At 71.8% G+C, this 15,366-nt stretch carries 14 protein-coding genes; 7 read left to right on the forward strand and 7 right to left on the reverse strand.

Features of this window, described 5'->3' with window-relative positions; translation table 11 throughout:
- Positions 1–2: 2 nt before the first annotated feature.
- From ASF76_RS01435 to ASF76_RS01445, 3 genes are read left to right on the forward strand one after another with little or no spacing between them, the layout of a single operon-like run.
- Positions 3–791 carry a hypothetical protein gene (locus ASF76_RS01435; protein WP_235561204.1) on the forward strand — a complete coding sequence of 263 codons (789 nt, stop codon included), beginning with the start codon at positions 3–5 and terminating at the stop codon, positions 789–791.
- Positions 788–4,867 carry a type VII secretion protein EccCa gene (gene eccCa / locus ASF76_RS01440; RefSeq protein WP_082484787.1) on the forward strand — a complete coding sequence of 1,360 codons (4,080 nt, stop codon included), beginning with the start codon at positions 788–790 and terminating at the stop codon, positions 4,865–4,867. Before ASF76_RS01435 ends, eccCa begins: the two co-directional genes overlap by 4 nt.
- Complete coding sequence (locus ASF76_RS01445) at positions 4,854–5,216, forward strand: hypothetical protein (protein ID WP_055951869.1); 363 nt, start codon at positions 4,854–4,856, stop codon at positions 5,214–5,216. The genes eccCa and ASF76_RS01445 overlap by 14 nt, the downstream gene beginning before the upstream one ends.
- 38 nt (positions 5,217–5,254) lie before the next feature.
- Here ASF76_RS01445 and ASF76_RS01450 read toward each other — a convergent pair whose 3' ends face one another.
- From ASF76_RS01450 to menC, 4 genes are all read right to left on the reverse strand, one after another.
- Positions 5,255–6,322 carry an alpha/beta hydrolase gene (locus tag ASF76_RS01450; protein ID WP_055951872.1) on the reverse strand — a complete coding sequence of 356 codons (1,068 nt, stop codon included), beginning with the start codon at positions 6,320–6,322 and terminating at the stop codon, positions 5,255–5,257.
- 127 nt (positions 6,323–6,449) lie between these two features.
- Positions 6,450–7,838 (reverse strand): glycine--tRNA ligase, encoded by a 1,389-nt coding sequence (locus tag ASF76_RS01455; protein ID WP_055951875.1) that lies wholly within the window; start codon positions 7,836–7,838, stop codon positions 6,450–6,452.
- 57 nt (positions 7,839–7,895) lie between these two features.
- Positions 7,896–8,612, reverse strand: a complete 717-nt coding sequence (locus ASF76_RS01460; protein WP_055951879.1) for a hypothetical protein — start codon at positions 8,610–8,612, stop codon at positions 7,896–7,898.
- Entirely contained in the window at positions 8,609–9,742 is a 1,134-nt protein-coding gene (gene menC / locus ASF76_RS01465; RefSeq protein ID WP_055951882.1) for an o-succinylbenzoate synthase, read from the reverse strand. The genes ASF76_RS01460 and menC overlap by 4 nt, the downstream gene beginning before the upstream one ends.
- A gap of 98 nt (positions 9,743–9,840) precedes the next feature.
- Here menC and ASF76_RS01470 point away from each other — a divergent pair, with 98 nt between their 5' ends.
- Both ASF76_RS01470 and ASF76_RS01475 read left to right on the forward strand, forming a co-directional pair.
- On the forward strand, positions 9,841–10,653 hold the full coding sequence (locus tag ASF76_RS01470; protein WP_055951885.1) for an SDR family oxidoreductase: 813 nt from the start codon (positions 9,841–9,843) through the stop codon (positions 10,651–10,653).
- Positions 10,654–10,658: 5 nt separating this feature from the next.
- Positions 10,659–10,868 (forward strand): hypothetical protein, encoded by a 210-nt coding sequence (locus tag ASF76_RS01475; protein WP_055951889.1) that lies wholly within the window; start codon positions 10,659–10,661, stop codon positions 10,866–10,868.
- A 36-nt stretch (positions 10,869–10,904) separates the two neighbouring features.
- On the opposite strand, the gene ASF76_RS01480 is transcribed toward ASF76_RS01475, so the two are convergent.
- The gene (locus tag ASF76_RS01480) at positions 10,905–11,591 is read right to left on the reverse strand and encodes a GNAT family N-acetyltransferase (protein ID WP_055951892.1); all 687 of its coding nucleotides are present in this window, start codon (positions 11,589–11,591) and stop codon (positions 10,905–10,907) included.
- A 212-nt stretch (positions 11,592–11,803) separates the two neighbouring features.
- On the opposite strand from ASF76_RS01480, the gene ASF76_RS01485 reads away from it, so the two are divergent.
- A complete protein-coding gene (locus ASF76_RS01485; RefSeq protein WP_235561205.1) occupies positions 11,804–12,163 on the forward strand; it encodes an MFS transporter permease in 360 nt (119 codons plus the stop codon).
- Positions 12,164–12,204: 41 nt separating this feature from the next.
- Here ASF76_RS01485 and ASF76_RS01490 read toward each other — a convergent pair whose 3' ends face one another.
- Positions 12,205–13,527: an MFS transporter gene (locus tag ASF76_RS01490; RefSeq protein WP_055951898.1), complete on the reverse strand. Its 1,323-nt coding sequence runs from the start codon at positions 13,525–13,527 to the stop codon at positions 12,205–12,207.
- Between the two features lie 10 nt (positions 13,528–13,537).
- Positions 13,538–14,137, reverse strand: coding sequence for a TetR family transcriptional regulator (locus tag ASF76_RS01495; protein ID WP_055953311.1), 600 nt, complete (start codon positions 14,135–14,137; stop codon positions 13,538–13,540).
- 83 nt (positions 14,138–14,220) lie between these two features.
- Here ASF76_RS01495 and ASF76_RS01500 point away from each other — a divergent pair, with 83 nt between their 5' ends.
- Positions 14,221–15,339, forward strand: coding sequence for a zinc-binding alcohol dehydrogenase family protein (locus tag ASF76_RS01500; protein ID WP_055951901.1), 1,119 nt, complete (start codon positions 14,221–14,223; stop codon positions 15,337–15,339).
- The last annotated feature ends 27 nt before the right edge of the window (positions 15,340–15,366 follow it).

Raw genomic sequence — 15,366 nt, forward strand, 5'->3', positions numbered from 1 at the left:
GCGTGCTCGACCTGCGTGCGGTGTCGAACGCGGTGTTCGGCAGCGGTGCCAACGGCCGTGTTCGGCTGACGGAATGGGACGCCGCGATCCGCGGTGGCCTGTCGACGACGCGGCGGGTCGGCGTGATGTCGCTCGCACCGGGCGCCGGCACCAGTACGGTCGCCCACCAGCTCACTCTCGCGATCGCCGGGCGACGCGGCGAGCCGGTGCTCGCCGTCGACGTCTCGACCGGGGCCGCCGGTCTCGCCGGGCGCCTGGGCAGGGCCCCGGTCGCGCCCGACGAGACGCGAGCCGCCGCACGCACCACCGCCGAAGCCCTGAGCGGGCTCGCCGAGCGCGACGGGATCGTGGCGCTCCGTCCCCGCGACACCGACGACGCGGTGGGCGCGTGGCTCGGCGAAGCGGCGCCCATCGCCCGGTTCTTCGACGTCGCGGTCACCGATTTCGGAACGCGTCATCCGGTGGTCGATCTCGCCGCGTGCGCGGCGCTGTGCGACGTCGTCTGCCTCGTCAGCGACGCCCGCCGGGCCGCGGCGGAACACGCCCGCTCGGTCGTCGAGGCCGTGCGCGCTCTGCCCGAATCGCCGTCGGTCGCCCTCGCCCTCGTCGACCAGGCGCGCGAAGGCGACGGCGTCGCGCGCGCGATCGCCACCGGGGCCGACCACGTGGTGCTGCCCCTCCCGTTCGACGCGGGTCTCGCCGCGGGCGGGCGGGCGCGCCGCTCGGTCACGCACCTCGCGGTCATCCGCCTCGCGGCCTCCGTGGTGGGGGCGACGGGGAGGCCCGCGTGACCGTCCGCATCGTTCACCGTCCGGCCCGCATCAGCGAAGCGGTCGAGCCCGCTCCCGACGTGATCCTCGCCCCGCCGCCGCCGATCGGCGAGGGAAACACCGGCTTCCCGCTGCAGTCGCTGCTGCCGATCGTCGGCAGCCTTTCGTCGATCACGATGATCGTGCTGCTGCGCAACAACCCGATCATGGTCGTGGTCGGCGCCGTCATCCTCGTGGTCGCCCTCGTCGGCGGTCTTGGCATGGCCCTCACCCAGCGCGGCAACGCCGCCCGCCAGCGCCGCGTGCAGCGTGAGCGCTACCTCGACTACCTCGAGGAGACGCGCGAAGACGTGCGCCGCACGGCCGACACCCAGCGCAGCAGGGCGCTCGCGCTGCATCCCGCTCCCGGCACGCTCGTCGAGATCGCGGCCGACCCGGCCCGCCGCTGGGAGCGGCGCCCCGGCGACGCCGACTTCCTGCGCACCCGTATCGGCACCGGCGACCTGCGGGCCGTCGACGTCGCACTGCCGCCCGAGCAGAACCCCGTGCAACCCTTCGACCCCGTGATGCGCGAGTCGGCCGAGCGCATGGTGCGCCTGGCGGGCGTCTCCCAGGGGATGCCGGCGACGGTCGACCTCGAGCGCGGCGGACAGGTCTCTCTCGTCGGCGCGCGCCGCGACACCCTGAGCGTCGCCCGTGCCCTCGCCGCGCAGATCGCCGCGTTCCACTCCCCCGACGACGTGCACGTCGCCCTCGCCGTCGCCCCCGCGCAGCGCGACGACTGGCACGGTTTCGACCTGCTCCCCCACGTCACCGGCGACACGCCTCCCGCCGGAGCCGTCACCGCGCGGCGGATCGCGCCGAGCCTCGACGGGCTCCTGTCACTGCTGCGCGACGAGCTGCGCGACCGCGTCGCCACCGCCGCCGCCTCGCGCCGCGCGGGCCGACGCACCAAACCCGGCCGACTGGTCGTCTTCGTCGACGAGGCCGACCACGCGGCATCCGCCGTCCCCCGTCTGGATGCCGCCCTCGACCTCACGGCGCTGGGCGTCACGGTCGTGCACCTCGTCGACGACCGGCTCAAGGAGCCGACGACGGTCGCCGTCCGCGTCACCGTCGACGGTGGCGTCGCCACCATCGAAACACCGGGGTCGGGGGAGGCCGCCGTCGACGGCATCCGGATCGATGCGTTCACCCCCGCCGCCCTCGAGATCGTCGCGCGTCCCCTCGCGGGCCTGCGCCTTCGCCGCACCTCGGCCGAAGAGACCGGCACCACCCTCGCCCCCGATGTGACGCAGCTGATCGGTGTGGCCGACGTGGATGCCATCGACACCGCCGCCGCCTGGCGCACCCGCAGCGCCGCGGAGTTCCTCCGCGTGCCGATCGGCGTCGACGACCGCGGCGGACCGGTGCTGCTCGACCTGAAGGAATCGGCACAGCTCGGTATGGGGCCGCACGGCATCTGCATCGGCGCCACCGGCTCCGGTAAGAGCGAACTGCTGCGCACGCTCATCCTGGGTCTCGCGCTGACACACGCGCCCGACGATCTCAGCATGATCCTCGTCGACTACAAGGGCGGGGCCGCGTTCGCGCCCTTCGCGCGACTCCCGCATGTCGCGGGCATCATCGACAACCTCGCCGACGACCCCCAGCTCACCGAGCGCGCCCGCGCCAGCATCCAGGGCGAGGTCGTGCGTCGACAGCGTCTGCTCAAAGATGCCGGCAACGCGGCATCCATCGGTCACTATCGGCAGCTACGCCGCGACCGCCCGGAGCTCCCCGCCCTGCCGCACCTGTTCCTCGTCATCGACGAGTTCGGCGAGCTGCTCACCGCCGAGCCCGATTTCGTCGAACTGCTGCTGACGATCGGGCGCATCGGCCGCTCGATCGGCGTGCACCTGCTGCTGTCGAGCCAGCGCATCGAGGCCGGGCGCCTGCGCGGTCTCGACACCTACCTGTCGTACCGCATCGGCCTCCGCACGTTCTCGGAGTCGGAATCGGCCGTCGTACTCGACACCCCCGATGCGTTCCACCTGCCCGCCATCCCCGGCTTCGGTTACCTCAAGGTCGACACCTCGGTCTACACGCGATTCCGCGCCGGATACGTCTCGGGCCCCGTCCCCGACACCGTCGAGTCGGGGCCCCGCCACGACGACGCCCCGCCCGTGCTGCCGCTCAGTGCCTACGACCTCCCGGACGAGACCCCCGAAGACGCGCATCTCGACAGCTCCGAGCCCGAGACGCCGACCACCGGTCGCACACTCGTGCAGGCTGCGACCTCGCAACTGGCACGCGGCATCGCCCGCACCCGGCCGGTATGGCTGCCACCGCTGCCACCCGTGCTGACGCTCGGCGGAGTGCTGCCGCAGGCCGACGGCGCCGGCACGCTGCGCGCACCGATGGGCCTGCTCGACGACCCCTCGACCCAGACGCAGGGGCCCTGGATGCTGGATCTCACGCGCTCGGGCGGACACGTCTCGATCACGGGTGCACCCCAGTCGGGGCGCTCGATGTTCCTGCGCACCCTCGCCGCCTCACTCGCCTTCACTCACTCGCCGCGCCAGGTGAGCATCTACGGAATGGACCTCACCGGCGGCGGGCTCGCGCGCATCGAGCCCTTCCCGCACGTGGGCGGTGTCGCCACGCGCGGCAACCGGGAACGGCTCATGCGGCTGCTCGAGGAGCTCACGGGCATGCTCGCCGTGCGCGAGCGCGTGTTCCGCGATCACGGCCTGGACTCGCTCGCCGACATGCGCCGGCAGCATGCGGCCGGGCGCCTCCCCGATCTGCCGAGCGCCGACGTCGTGCTGCTCGTCGACGGCCTCGGCGCGCTGCGACAGGACTTCGAAGACCTCGAGGCACCGCTCGGCCAGCTGCTCGAGCGCGGCGGGAGCTTCGGCATCCACGTCGTCGTCGCCCTCTCGCGCTGGAACGAACTGCGCATGAATCTGCAGGGGCTCATCGGTACCCGTCTCGAACTCAAACTGAACGACCCGGCCGACTCGCAGATCGCCCGCAAGCTGTCGACGACGCTCCGGGCCGATGAGCCGGGCCGCGTGCTGACCGACGCCAAACTGTTCGCCCAGGTCGCCCTGCCCCTGCTCGAAGAGGTCGACGACGGCGACACCGGAGAAGCCCTCGAGCGGCTCGCCCGCGAGAGCGCGGCCCGCTGGGGCGGCCAGGGAGCGGCACCGATCCGCCTGCTGCCCGAGGTCCTGGATCCGGCCGACCTTCCCGACGCGATCGACGAACCGGATGCCGTACCCCTCGGCCTGCGGCAGGACACGATGCAGCCCGTCACCCTCGACATCGCCACCCGCGACCCGCACCTGCTGGTGCTCGGCGACAGCCGGTGCGGCAAGACGACGGTGCTTCGGGGCATCGTGCAGGGCGCGGTCGACCGGCACTCGCCGGAGGAACTCGTCGTCGCCCTCATGGACGCCCGCGGCGACCTGGCATCCGAGATCCCCGACGCCTATCTCGGCGGGCACGCGACCTCCGGTCGGCAGGCGCGGTTGCTGGCGGAGTCGATCGCCGTCGAGCTCGAGAAGCGGCAGAGCGACCGCGACTCGGGCCCACGCATCCTCGTGGTCGCCGACGACTTCGACATCCTCGCCGCCGGCGGCACGGAGCCGTTGCGCCCCCTGCTGCCCTACCTGGCGTCGGCGCGCGACCTGCGGCTGAACGTGGTCGTGAGTCGCCCGGTCGCCGGCGCGTCGCGGGCGATGTTCGATCTGGCGCTGCAGGGCATCCGCGACACCGGCGGCACGACGCTCATCATGTCGGGCGACCGCTCCGAGGGTGCGCTGCTGCCGAAGCTGTACGCCGAGCCGATGATCGCCGGACGCGGGCGCCTCGCCCGCCGTGGCGACCGGCCGACGCTCATGCAGGTGGCGAACTTCGTCGCCGGCGAGGCGGACCTGGAGGAACCGGCGGACCAGGGTGTGCCGTCGGCGGATGCCACGACCGCGGTGGCAGTGACCGGCGAGGCGACGGTCCCTCCGGCGAGCACGGCGGAGGCTGCTGCGCACGTCGCTGTTGCCGCCGCCGATGATCCACCCCTGACACGACGGAGGAGGAATCGTGCCCCGCAGTAGCGTCGCTTTCACCCGCGATCCGATCGACATCGAGGCGCTCGCGGACGCCGTGTCCGCCGTGCTCACGCCCGAAGAACTCGCGGCGACCCCGGTGGAGATCCGCCCGCTCGACGACGGCGCCGCGGCCCAGGTCGTGATGATCGACCGGGTCGTGCTGACCGTGCTGCGCCCGCGACTCGTCCCTGCGCCGGCGGAGTTCGCCCGCATCTACGGCACCGTCGCGGTGACGGCCGATGCCCGTTGGTCGACGGACTGCTTCACGACCTGGGAGCCCGAGGGTGTGATCGGCGTCCGTCTGATCGAGGCGGCCGCCACCGCGCGCGGCGGTACCGCGGTACACCTCGGCTGAAACGGAACCCCACCCGACGTCCAGGCGGCCGGAAGGACTCAGCCCACGGGCAGCGGTGCGACCTTGGCCAGGAACGCCTGTGTCTCGGTCAGCGCCTGCTGCGCCTCGGGCCGGTCGAGGCGGAACTGGTACTCGTGCGGCAGGGCGGGGGTGTGATCCGCCGGCCAGAACAGCGTGGTCACATCGACGTCGAGCTGCCGCAGGCGTTGCGCCATCGGGATACCCTGCAGCCAGGTGAGGCCGTCGCCGTTGCCTCCGCTGATGTAGGTCGGCGGGAATCCGGATGCCGCGAAGTCGATCGTCGACATGGTCGCGCCCGCGCTCTCGACCGACCAGTCCTTGGTGCCGGTGTACGCCCACAGCGACGACGAGAACCCCCACCCGATCAGGCCGTTGAGGTCGTCCATCGACCGCAGGTCGTAGATGCCGCAGTTCAAGACGACCCCCACGAGCTGCGACGCCGAGAGCGCCGGTGCGACGTCGAGCAGGTCGGCGTACTCGCTGTCGGTGGTGAGCGCGGCCAGCTGGCTGGCGAGCTGCGCGCCCGCCGAGTCGCCGGCCAGCACGATCCGGTCCGGATCGACCGAGAGGTCGTCGGCGTGCGCGTCGATGTAGGCCAGGGCGTCGTTGATCTGGCGCACGGCGGTGGGGTAGACCTGCTCGGGGCCGAGGCTGTAGTTCAGACCGATCGCGGTGTAGCCGGTGGAGGCGAGGATGCGCAGGTACGGGTCGACGTTGGCCGACGAACCCGAGACCCAGGCTCCGCCGTGGATCCAGATGACGGCCGGGCGTCTCTCCCCCTCGTCGGCCGTGGTGAAGAGGTCGAGGGTCGTGTCACCGCCGCCCGCGGCATCCTGCTGGTCGCCGTACGGCACGCCGAGCTCGGTGCGCAGCGGCGTGTCGGGAACGTGGCGCTGCATCTCGGCGACGGTGTCGGCGCCGTTCTTCTCGAAGACCGCGCGCACGATCATCGCCGACGGCCACGGGGTGAGGGAGAAGACCGCGGTGACCACGAGCGCGACGCCCACGATGATCGCGGCGGACACGGCGAGACGCCGTCGCTTGCGCCGCGGCGTCGGGCGCTCGGCATCCGGCTGTGGCTTCATTCGTGCTCCCCTCGCTCGCCCCGTGCTCAGTGTGGCAGCCGAGGCGGCGACGTCGCGCGCTCCGCGGCCCGTGGGAACGACGGATGCCGCCACCCTCGGGCGACGGCATCCGGTCGTTCGTCGGGGGTCAGGCCCCGCGCAGGCGCTCCGCGAGGTAGCCGTGCAGGGCATCGAGACCGATGCGCTCCTGGCCCATCGTGTCGCGATCGCGGACCGTCACGGCGTTGTCGTCGAGCGAGTCGAAATCGACGGTGACGCAGAACGGGGTGCCGATCTCGTCCTGACGGCGGTAGCGGCGGCCGATGGCGCCGGCGTCGTCGAAGTCGATGTTCCACCCGGCGGCACGCAGGGTGTCGGCGACCTCGCGCGCCAGCGGCGACAGGCGCTCGTTGCGCGAGAGCGGCAGCACGGCCACCTTCACGGGCGCGAGGCGCGGGTCGAGCTTGAGCACCGTGCGGGTGTCGGTGCCGCCCTTGGCGTTGGGCACCTCTTCTTCGCGGTACGCGTCGACGAGGAACGCCATCATCGCGCGCGTCAGACCGAACGAGGGCTCGATGACGTACGGCGTGTACTTCTCGCCCGAGGCCTGGTCGAAGAACGTGAGCGACTGACCCGACGCCTCGGAGTGGCTCTTGAGGTCGTAGTCGGTGCGGTTGGCGACGCCCATCAGCTCGCCCCACTCCTTGCCCGGGAAGCCGAAGCGGTACTCGACGTCGATCGTGCCGGCGGAGTAGTGCGCGCGGTCGTCTTCGGGCACGTCGAAACGCTTCATGTTGTCGGCGTCGATGCCCAGCTCGATGAACCAGTTCCAGCACGCCTCGACCCAGTGCTCGAACCACTCGTTCGCCTCGGCGGGCGGGGTGAAGTACTCGATCTCCATCTGCTCGAACTCGCGCGTGCGGAAGATGAAGTTTCCGGGCGTGATCTCGTTGCGGAACGCCTTGCCGACCTGGCCGACACCGAACGGAGGCTTGCGACGGGATGCCGTGAGCACGTTCGAGAAATTGACGAAGATGCCCTGCGCGGTCTCGGGGCGCAGGAAGTGCAGGCCCGACTCGTCGTCGACGACGCCGAGGTAGGTCTTGACCAGACCCGAGAACGACTTGGGCTCGGTGTACTGGCCCTTGGTGCCGCAGTTCGGGCACGGCACGTCGGCGAGACCGTTCTCGGCCTTGCGGTTCTTGCGGGCCTCGAAGTCCTCGATGAGGTTGTCGGCGCGGAAGCGCTTGTGGCAACTGAGGCACTCGACCAACGGGTCGGTGAAGGTGGCGACGTGGCCCGAGGCCTCCCACACGCGCTTCGGCAGGATGATGCTCGAGTCCAGGCCCACCATGTCGCCGCGGCCGCGGACGAACGTCTGCCACCACTGGCGGCGGATGTTCTCTTTCAGCTCCGTACCGAGGGGGCCGTAATCCCATGCCGAACGCGAACCGCCGTAGATCTCACCGGCCTGGAACACGAACCCGCGATGGCGGGCGAGGGCGATGACCTTGTCGAGGCGGGACTGTTCGGCCACGGTGGCTCCAATGGTCGCAAAGATGTGGGGATCGTGCGCGAGTGCGCGGCATCCAGTTTATCGAAGCGGGCCGGTATCGCCCGGCCCGCCGTCGCGCGCGCGATCGCGCTCCGACCGCCACGTCTGGAGATACGGCATCACGACGTTCACGGAGTGGGCGGCGAGGGTCGCCCGGGCGGCCGCGGCGAGCGCCTCGGGCGGGGGCACGGAGCCGGCGGGTGTGTGCGCGATCGGATACGGGAAGCGGCCTCGGAACATGTCCATCCACAGCAGCACCAGGTCGCCGTCGTCCGGCAGCGTCGCGTAGGTGCGCGACCCGCGCTCCTGGCGCTCGATCCGCCACCCCGGCCGACCGCGCGTCGCCGTGTAATCGGGATCGCCGCCCCACGACCAGCCGCCCCGGCTGCGAATGGGCGTGCCGTAGCCGGACCCGTCGAGGGCGAGCGCGAGCGCCTCGGGAGTCCAGGGCGCCGGGAAGAAGATCGACATGCTCACGCCGAGCGCCAGCGACGACAAGCGCGGGGCCTCGGTGGCCGCCCGCGGAACCTCGGCCTCGAGGGCGGCGGCGAGCGCGATGGTCGCTGCCGACGGGTCGCCCGCGTCGAGCAGCAGCACGAACGTCTGCAACGACCGCAGGTAGGTGCGGTGGGCCGCGGCCTCCGCGAAAGGCGGGATCGGGATGCCGTCCACGGCCGGCCGGCCCCACGGCACGTCATCGCGATCGGTCTCGCCGAGGCCGTGACGTCCGCCGGCGTCGTGCCGGGTCCGTCTCACCGCGTGATCCGCTCGCGGCGCACGGTGAAGGCCTCCAGCGCCGCCGCGTCGATCTCGACGCCGAGGCCCGGGCCGGTGGGCACGCGCACGTGCCCGTCTTCGAGCACGGCCGGCTCGGTGACGATGTCGCGTTCGTAGAAGCGGGCGGATGCCGAGATGTCGCCCGGTAGCGTGAAACCCGGGAGCGCGGCGAGGGCGGCGTTGGCGGCGCGTCCGATCCCCGTCTCGAGCATGCCGCCGCACCAGACCGGGATGCCGGCGGCTCGGGCGCGATCGTGGATCGCGACAGCCTCGAGGTACCCGCCGACACGTCCGGCCTTGATGTTCAGGATCGCTGCCGACCCGAGCGCGAGTGCGTCGGCGGCGGCCTTGTCGGACACGATCGATTCGTCGAGGCACACCGGGGTGGTCAGGCGTTTCGCGAGGGTGGCGTGATCGACCAGGTCGTCTTCCTGCAGGGGCTGCTCGATCAGCAGCAGCTCGAAGCGGTCCAGCTCGGCGAGGAGTTCGGCATCCTGGAGCGTGTAGGCCGAGTTGGCGTCGACCTGCAGCGGGATCGCGCCGAACGCCGCCCGCACGGCGGCGGTGTCGTCGACGTCGCGACCGGGCTTGATCTTGATCTTGATGCGCACGTACCCCTCATCGAGGTAGCCGCCGACGGCGTCGACGAGGGCAGCGGGATCGCGCTGGATGCCGACCGAGACCCCCGAGGGAACCCTGTCTTTCTCGGCGCCGAGGTACCGCGCGAAGCTGAGGCCCTCGGCGCGGAGGGCCGCGTCGATGACGGCGAGCTCGAGACCCGCCTTGGCCATGCGGTGCCCGATGACCCGGTCGAGGATGCCGCCGACCTCTTCGGGCGCGAGCGTGCGGCGCTGCAACAGGGCCGGGGCGAGGAAGCGGGTGAGCACGTCCCACGCGCCCTGCGTGTACTCGCTGGAGTACGACGGCTCCGACTGTGTGACGACCTCGCCCCACCCGCGTCCGTCGGGCGTCTCGGCCGTGACGATGATGACCTCCCGCACCGTCTCGGTGCCGAACGACGTCGTGAAGGGCGACACGAGGGGGATCTGCAGCACGCGGAGCTCCACGGCATCCAGGGTCACGGGCGAAGCGGAGCGGGTGAGGGGCATGGGGGCAGGGTAGCGGGGTCGGACCGCGACCGTAACGTCCGCGCCGGGCCGTGGCAAGGCCGCGGGCGGCGGGAAGCCGCGCGCGTACCGTCGGGAAAATGAGCGACGACTTCACCCCCCGCCACGCGATCGTCACCGGATCCGACTCGGGCATCGGCGCGGCCACCGCCCTCGCCCTCGCCGACGCCGGTCTCGACGTCGCGATCACCTACCACTCCGACAAGGACGGCGCCGAGAAGGTCGCCGACGAAGTCCGTGCCCGAGGGTCGCGCGCGACCGTCGCGCAATTCGATGCGACCGACTTCGACGCGGTCCCGGATGCCGTCAACGCCATGGCCGACGAGCTCGGCGGTCTCGACGTGTTCGTCAACAACGCCGGCGGCGGTATCGGCGGCTCGTTTCTCGACCTCGACTTCGACACCTGGCGCACCGACATCTCGCTCAACCTCGACGGCGCGTTCCTCGCCCTGCACACCGCGGCCCGGCGCATGGTGAAGGCCGGCAACGGCGGACGGCTCATCGTCGTGTCGAGCGTGCACGAGCACCAGCCGCGCGTCGGATCGGCACCGTACGTCGCCGCGAAGCACGGCGTCGGCGGTCTGATCAAGACGATGGCCCTCGAGCTCGGCCAGTACGGGATCACGGCGAACGCCGTCGCCCCCGGGGAGATCGCCACCCCCATCAACGACATGTCGGCGGAGGACGCCGATCGCATCCACCGCCCCGGCATCCCCCTCGGCCGCCCCGGCAAGCCCGAGGAGATCGCCGACGTCATCCGTTTCCTCGCGTCGCCGTCGGGCTCGTACGTGACGGGCGCGAGCTGGGTCGTCGACGGCGGGATGCTGCACATGGGCCCGCAGGCGGGCTCGCACATGGAGTCGGACGCCTGGCGTTCGGCCGGCGAGGAGTGAGAACGATGAGCGACGAGAAGAGCTTCGAAGAGAACCGCCACGACCAGCTCACGAGTGCCCCGAAGGCGACCGAGGAAGACGCGGCCCCGCGCTTCGACGTGAGCGAGCACGACGGTGTCACGCGCATCGACGTGCGCGACGACGCCGCGGTGCGTCCGGGACCCGGCCAGGGAGACCCGGCGGCGGAGAAAGACGTGCCGATCAGCGAGCAGTGACCGTGCGGGGGCGAGCCGATGCGACGCCCCCGCGCATCACCTCACGATCAGGTAGCCGCGGCGGTCGAAGCCGCCGATCCGGTGACCGGATGCCAGGTGCCCGCCGAGATCGTCGCGCATGCGCCGGCGCCACTCGGCGGCGGCCGGGGGGTCGCTCCGACGGAGGGCTTCGATGTCGGCGGGTACGGCCACGACGGCGAGGGTCTCGGCATCCGTCGGCCTCGGCCCGGGCGGCTCCGCGAGCGCCCATTTCACCATGAGCCGATCCGACTCGTCGCCGCGGTTCACGGCATCCGCCATCGCCCCGTAGTGGTCGACGAGGTACTCCGTCGCGCGAGCGCCGAGCACCGCGAGGTTGAAGTAGGCGTTGCGGGCGACCAGCGGGTCGAACGTCCAGGTGATGTGCCCCACGCCCCGTTCGAGCGCCCAGGCACGCTGATGCTCCTTCAGCTGACGGCCGAGACCGCGACCCTGGTGGCCGGGCAGGATGCCGGTGATGTGCGAGTGCATCGACCTCTCGGCGGGCGGACCGAAGAAGGCCGCCGAGGCACCGATCATCCGGTCGCCGTCGAACAGGCCGACAACATAGTTGCCCGCGTGCTCGAGGGCCCGCAGGATGTTCGCCGGCATCGTGCCCCGCTCGCCCCACACCTCGTCGAGGACGCGAGCGGCCTCGTGGATGCCGTCGACGTCGTCCAGGGTGCGGATGCCGATCGCGTTCATGCGTCGAGTCTCGCACCGCCGACTCCTCCCGCAGGCGCCGTTCCCGCGTGACGTTTCACCGCCGCGGCGCGTCTCACTGGTGCAGGCGAACGACAGCGTCACCGAGGAGAGGACAACGACATGGCAACCACGCTCATCGACCGCCGCGGGACCTCGTCCGGGGTACTCTCGTGAGGCGCGTATCCTCCTCGCGCGCGAGCCGGCCCCGTGGCGTGTACGTCGCTACCGGCGTCGGCGCCGCTCTCGCGGCCATCATCGCGCTGGCGCTCTACCTGCCGTTGGTGGGCTTCCTCGCTGCGACCACGGCGAGCACGGCGGGGCTCGTGCCCTTCCCCCTCGGCAGCGTCACCGGCGTGACCCTGCTCGGCCTGCTGGTCGTGGCCGGTGCCCTGCTGCTGGCCGTCACACGGCGCCGTCCGTGGATGTCGTGGACCCTCGCGATCATCGCGGTGATCGTCGCCCTCGCGGTCACGGTGTTCCCCCTCATCGCCGTCGCCGTCGGTTCCGCCGACCGGGCGTCGGACATCGTGCCGATCGTCGTCGACCTCTGGCAGCGGGTGACCGGCGGCTGACACGCGCGCTCCGCTCGACGGGGCACGCCGTCGTCGTTGCGTCAGCGGGGGAGCACGCCGCCCACGTGCCGGATGGTGCGGCCGCGCTCGATGACGATGGCGATCCCGCCGACGAGCCACAGGGGGACCTGCGTGAGGAACGCGAGACGGAACGCGTCCAGCGTGTAGGTGTCGGGCGTCCCCGCCCCCTGGACGTCCATGGCGATACCGATGAAGAGGATGGCGAGGAGCGCCGCGAGGAAGCCTCCGCCGTTGACGATGCCGGTCGCCGTGCTGAGGCGGTGGCTGGGGGTGAACGTGCGGGCGTGATCGAACGCGATCATGGACGCCGGACCGCCCGTCGACAACGCGAACATCAGCACGACCAGCAGCCACGCCGGCGCCGGCCCCGGCCACGCGATGACGACGATCCAGACCACCGCCTGGAAGACGACCGTCGGCAGCACCAGCCAGCGGGAACGGCGCGTCGGATGCCGGCTCGACAGCGCCCCGATGACCGGACCGCTCAGGATGCTGAACAGGACGAGCGAGGTCATCACGAGCGACGCCGTCGCCGGCTCCAACCCCTCCCCCGCAGTGAGGAAGGGAAAGCCCCACAACAGCATGAAGGCCGTTCCCGCGAACGGCGTCGCGAAGTGCGACCAGAAGCCCAGACGCGTGCCCGGGTGCGCCCACGACTCACGGAAGCCCTGGCGCAGATCGGGCGCCGACCGCACCACCCTGATCGCGCCGGTCTGCGTGTCGACGGAGGTGTCGACGGGGTCGTCCCGGCGTTCCGGCGGACGGTTGCGGATGATCGCGTACGTGAGGACGGCGAACAGCACCCCGAGACCCGCGACGCTGCCGAACGCGATGCTCCAGCTCGTGGCGTGCAGAAGCGCTGCGAGCGGCACCACCGCGACGATCTGTCCGAGCTGACCGATGATGCCCGTCAGCTGCACGAGCACCGGCGCACGTTGCGCGGGGAACCACGTCGCGATCACACGCAGCACACTCGGGAAGATCATCGCGTCGCCCGCGCCGATGAGCACACGGGCCAGGATGCCGATCCCCACGGCATCCGCGAAGGCCATGACGAGCTGCCCCGCGGCCATCAGCACCATGCCGATCGCGATCATCGGGCGCGCGCCGAACCGGTCGAGCAGGAGCCCGACGGGAATCTGCATCGCGCCGTAGACGAAGAGCTGGATGACGGCGAACATCGACAGCGCCGAGGCGTCGGCGTCGAAGCGCACCGCGGCATCCACACCGACGGCCGAGAGCGACGTGCGGTTGATGATGGACACGACGTAGGCGAGCACGCCGACGATCCACAGCGTCCAGGTGCGCCAACCCGGCCGGTCGAGGCGGAGGGTGCTGGTCACGTGTTCCAGGCTAACGGGGACCACCGACACCGGACGCGGACCCGGGCACCCCGCCCAGCACGCCGGCCATGCGGCGCCGCACCTCGTCGAGGTGCCGGACCAGCGGCTGCCCCGCGTCGTCGGCGAGCCACTGCTCGAGCGCGGTCTGCAGCAGGTCGACCGTGACCCCGGCGGTGACGCGGGCCGTGAGCGGGTCGACGCCGCGCGCGGCGCACCCCTCGCGGATCGCTTCCCGCAGATCGGCCTGCTTCTGCAGATCGCGTTCGCGAAGGGCGGGCTCCGTCTCGATGATCCGGCGGGAAACGACCATCTGCGCGCGCCGGGGCTCGAAACGGTCGGCGGCGAGCGCGTGCAGACCGGCCCAGGCGACATCGAAAGCCGGCGCCTCCGCGGGGGCCGCCGCGAGGAGGGTGGTCGCGAGCCGGGGGATCTCGTCGTCGCCGAAGAAGACCTCCCGCTTGTCGCTGAAGTGGCGGAAGAAGGTGCGCCGCGTGACTCCCGCACGCTCGACGATGTCGGGAACCGTCGTGGCGGCGAATCCGCGCTCTCGGAACAGGTCGAGCGCGGCCTCGCGCAGCCGTTCCCTGGTGTCAGGAGCCCATCTGCCCATGCGGTCGAGCATAAACGAAGACACCTGGTGTCATCAGGTCGTATAGTGAGGACACTGCGTGTCATCACTGCCGAAAGGTCTCCATGTCCTCCCACCTCGCGGCCGTCATGCCCACTCCCCGCGCCCGCCTCGCCGTGCGACCGACAGCGACCCCCGAACCGGCTCGCGACGAGATCCTGGTCCGCGTGCGCGTCGTGGCGGTGAATCCCGTCGACTGGGTCGTCCAGGGCACCAGCCGCATCACCTACCGCTGGCTGCACACCCCCGCGGTACTCGGCTCCGACATCGCGGGCGAGGTCGTCGCGATCGGCTCGGACGTCACGCGCTTCCACGTCGGCCAGCGCGTGTTCGGGCTCGCGACCGGCACGGATCGCGGGCGCGACGCGGTGCGCGAGGGTGCGTTCCAGGAGTACTCCGTCCTGCTCGAACGCCTCGCCGCCCCCACTCCCGACGCCTGGACCGACGACGAGGCCGCGGTGCTCCCCCTCGCCCTCTCGACGGCCGCCTGCGCGCTGTTCCAACCCGCCCACCTCGGACTCCGGATGCCGACGGAGCAGGGCGACGCGCGAACACGCGAGGTGGTGGTGGTCTGGGGCGGATCGACCAGTGTGGGGCTGAACGCGATCCAACTCGCACGCGCCGCCGGATACGACGTCGTCACCACCGCGTCGGCCCGCAACGCCGACCTGGTGCGCGACCTCGGCGCGGAGTACGGGGCCGATCATCACGCACCCACGGCAGTGGACGACCTCGTCGCCGCGATCGGCTCCCGCCCCGTCGCGGGAGCGGTCGCCTTGGGCGCCGGGTCGACCGACGCCTGCATCGAGGTCCTGCGCCGCACCGGCGGGACGCGGCTGGCCATGGCCAGCACCCCTATCTCGCTCGCCGACCTGGTGGGCCGTCGCCGCCTCCTCCCCGCGATGATCCCCGTCTTCTCGCGCATCGGCCTCGCGACGGCGCGATCGGCACTGCGCGCCCGCCATTCCGGCATCCGCGCAGGGTTCGTGTGGGGGAGCAGCCTGCGCGACGACGAGGTCGGACCCCGCCTGTGGGGCGAGGTCGTTCCGCGCGCCGTCTCCGCGGGGGCCCTCCGCCCGGTACCCGCGCCACTGGTGGTCGGAACGGGCCTCGACACCCTGCAGGGGGCGCTTGATCGGCAGCGTGCGGGCGTCTCGGCGAGGAAGGTGGTCGTGCGGCTGTGACACGGCGCACAGACGCGTGGTCGGCGG

Source organism: Microbacterium sp. Leaf151, assembly GCF_001424225.1.
Lineage (GTDB): Bacteria > Actinomycetota > Actinomycetes > Actinomycetales > Microbacteriaceae > Microbacterium.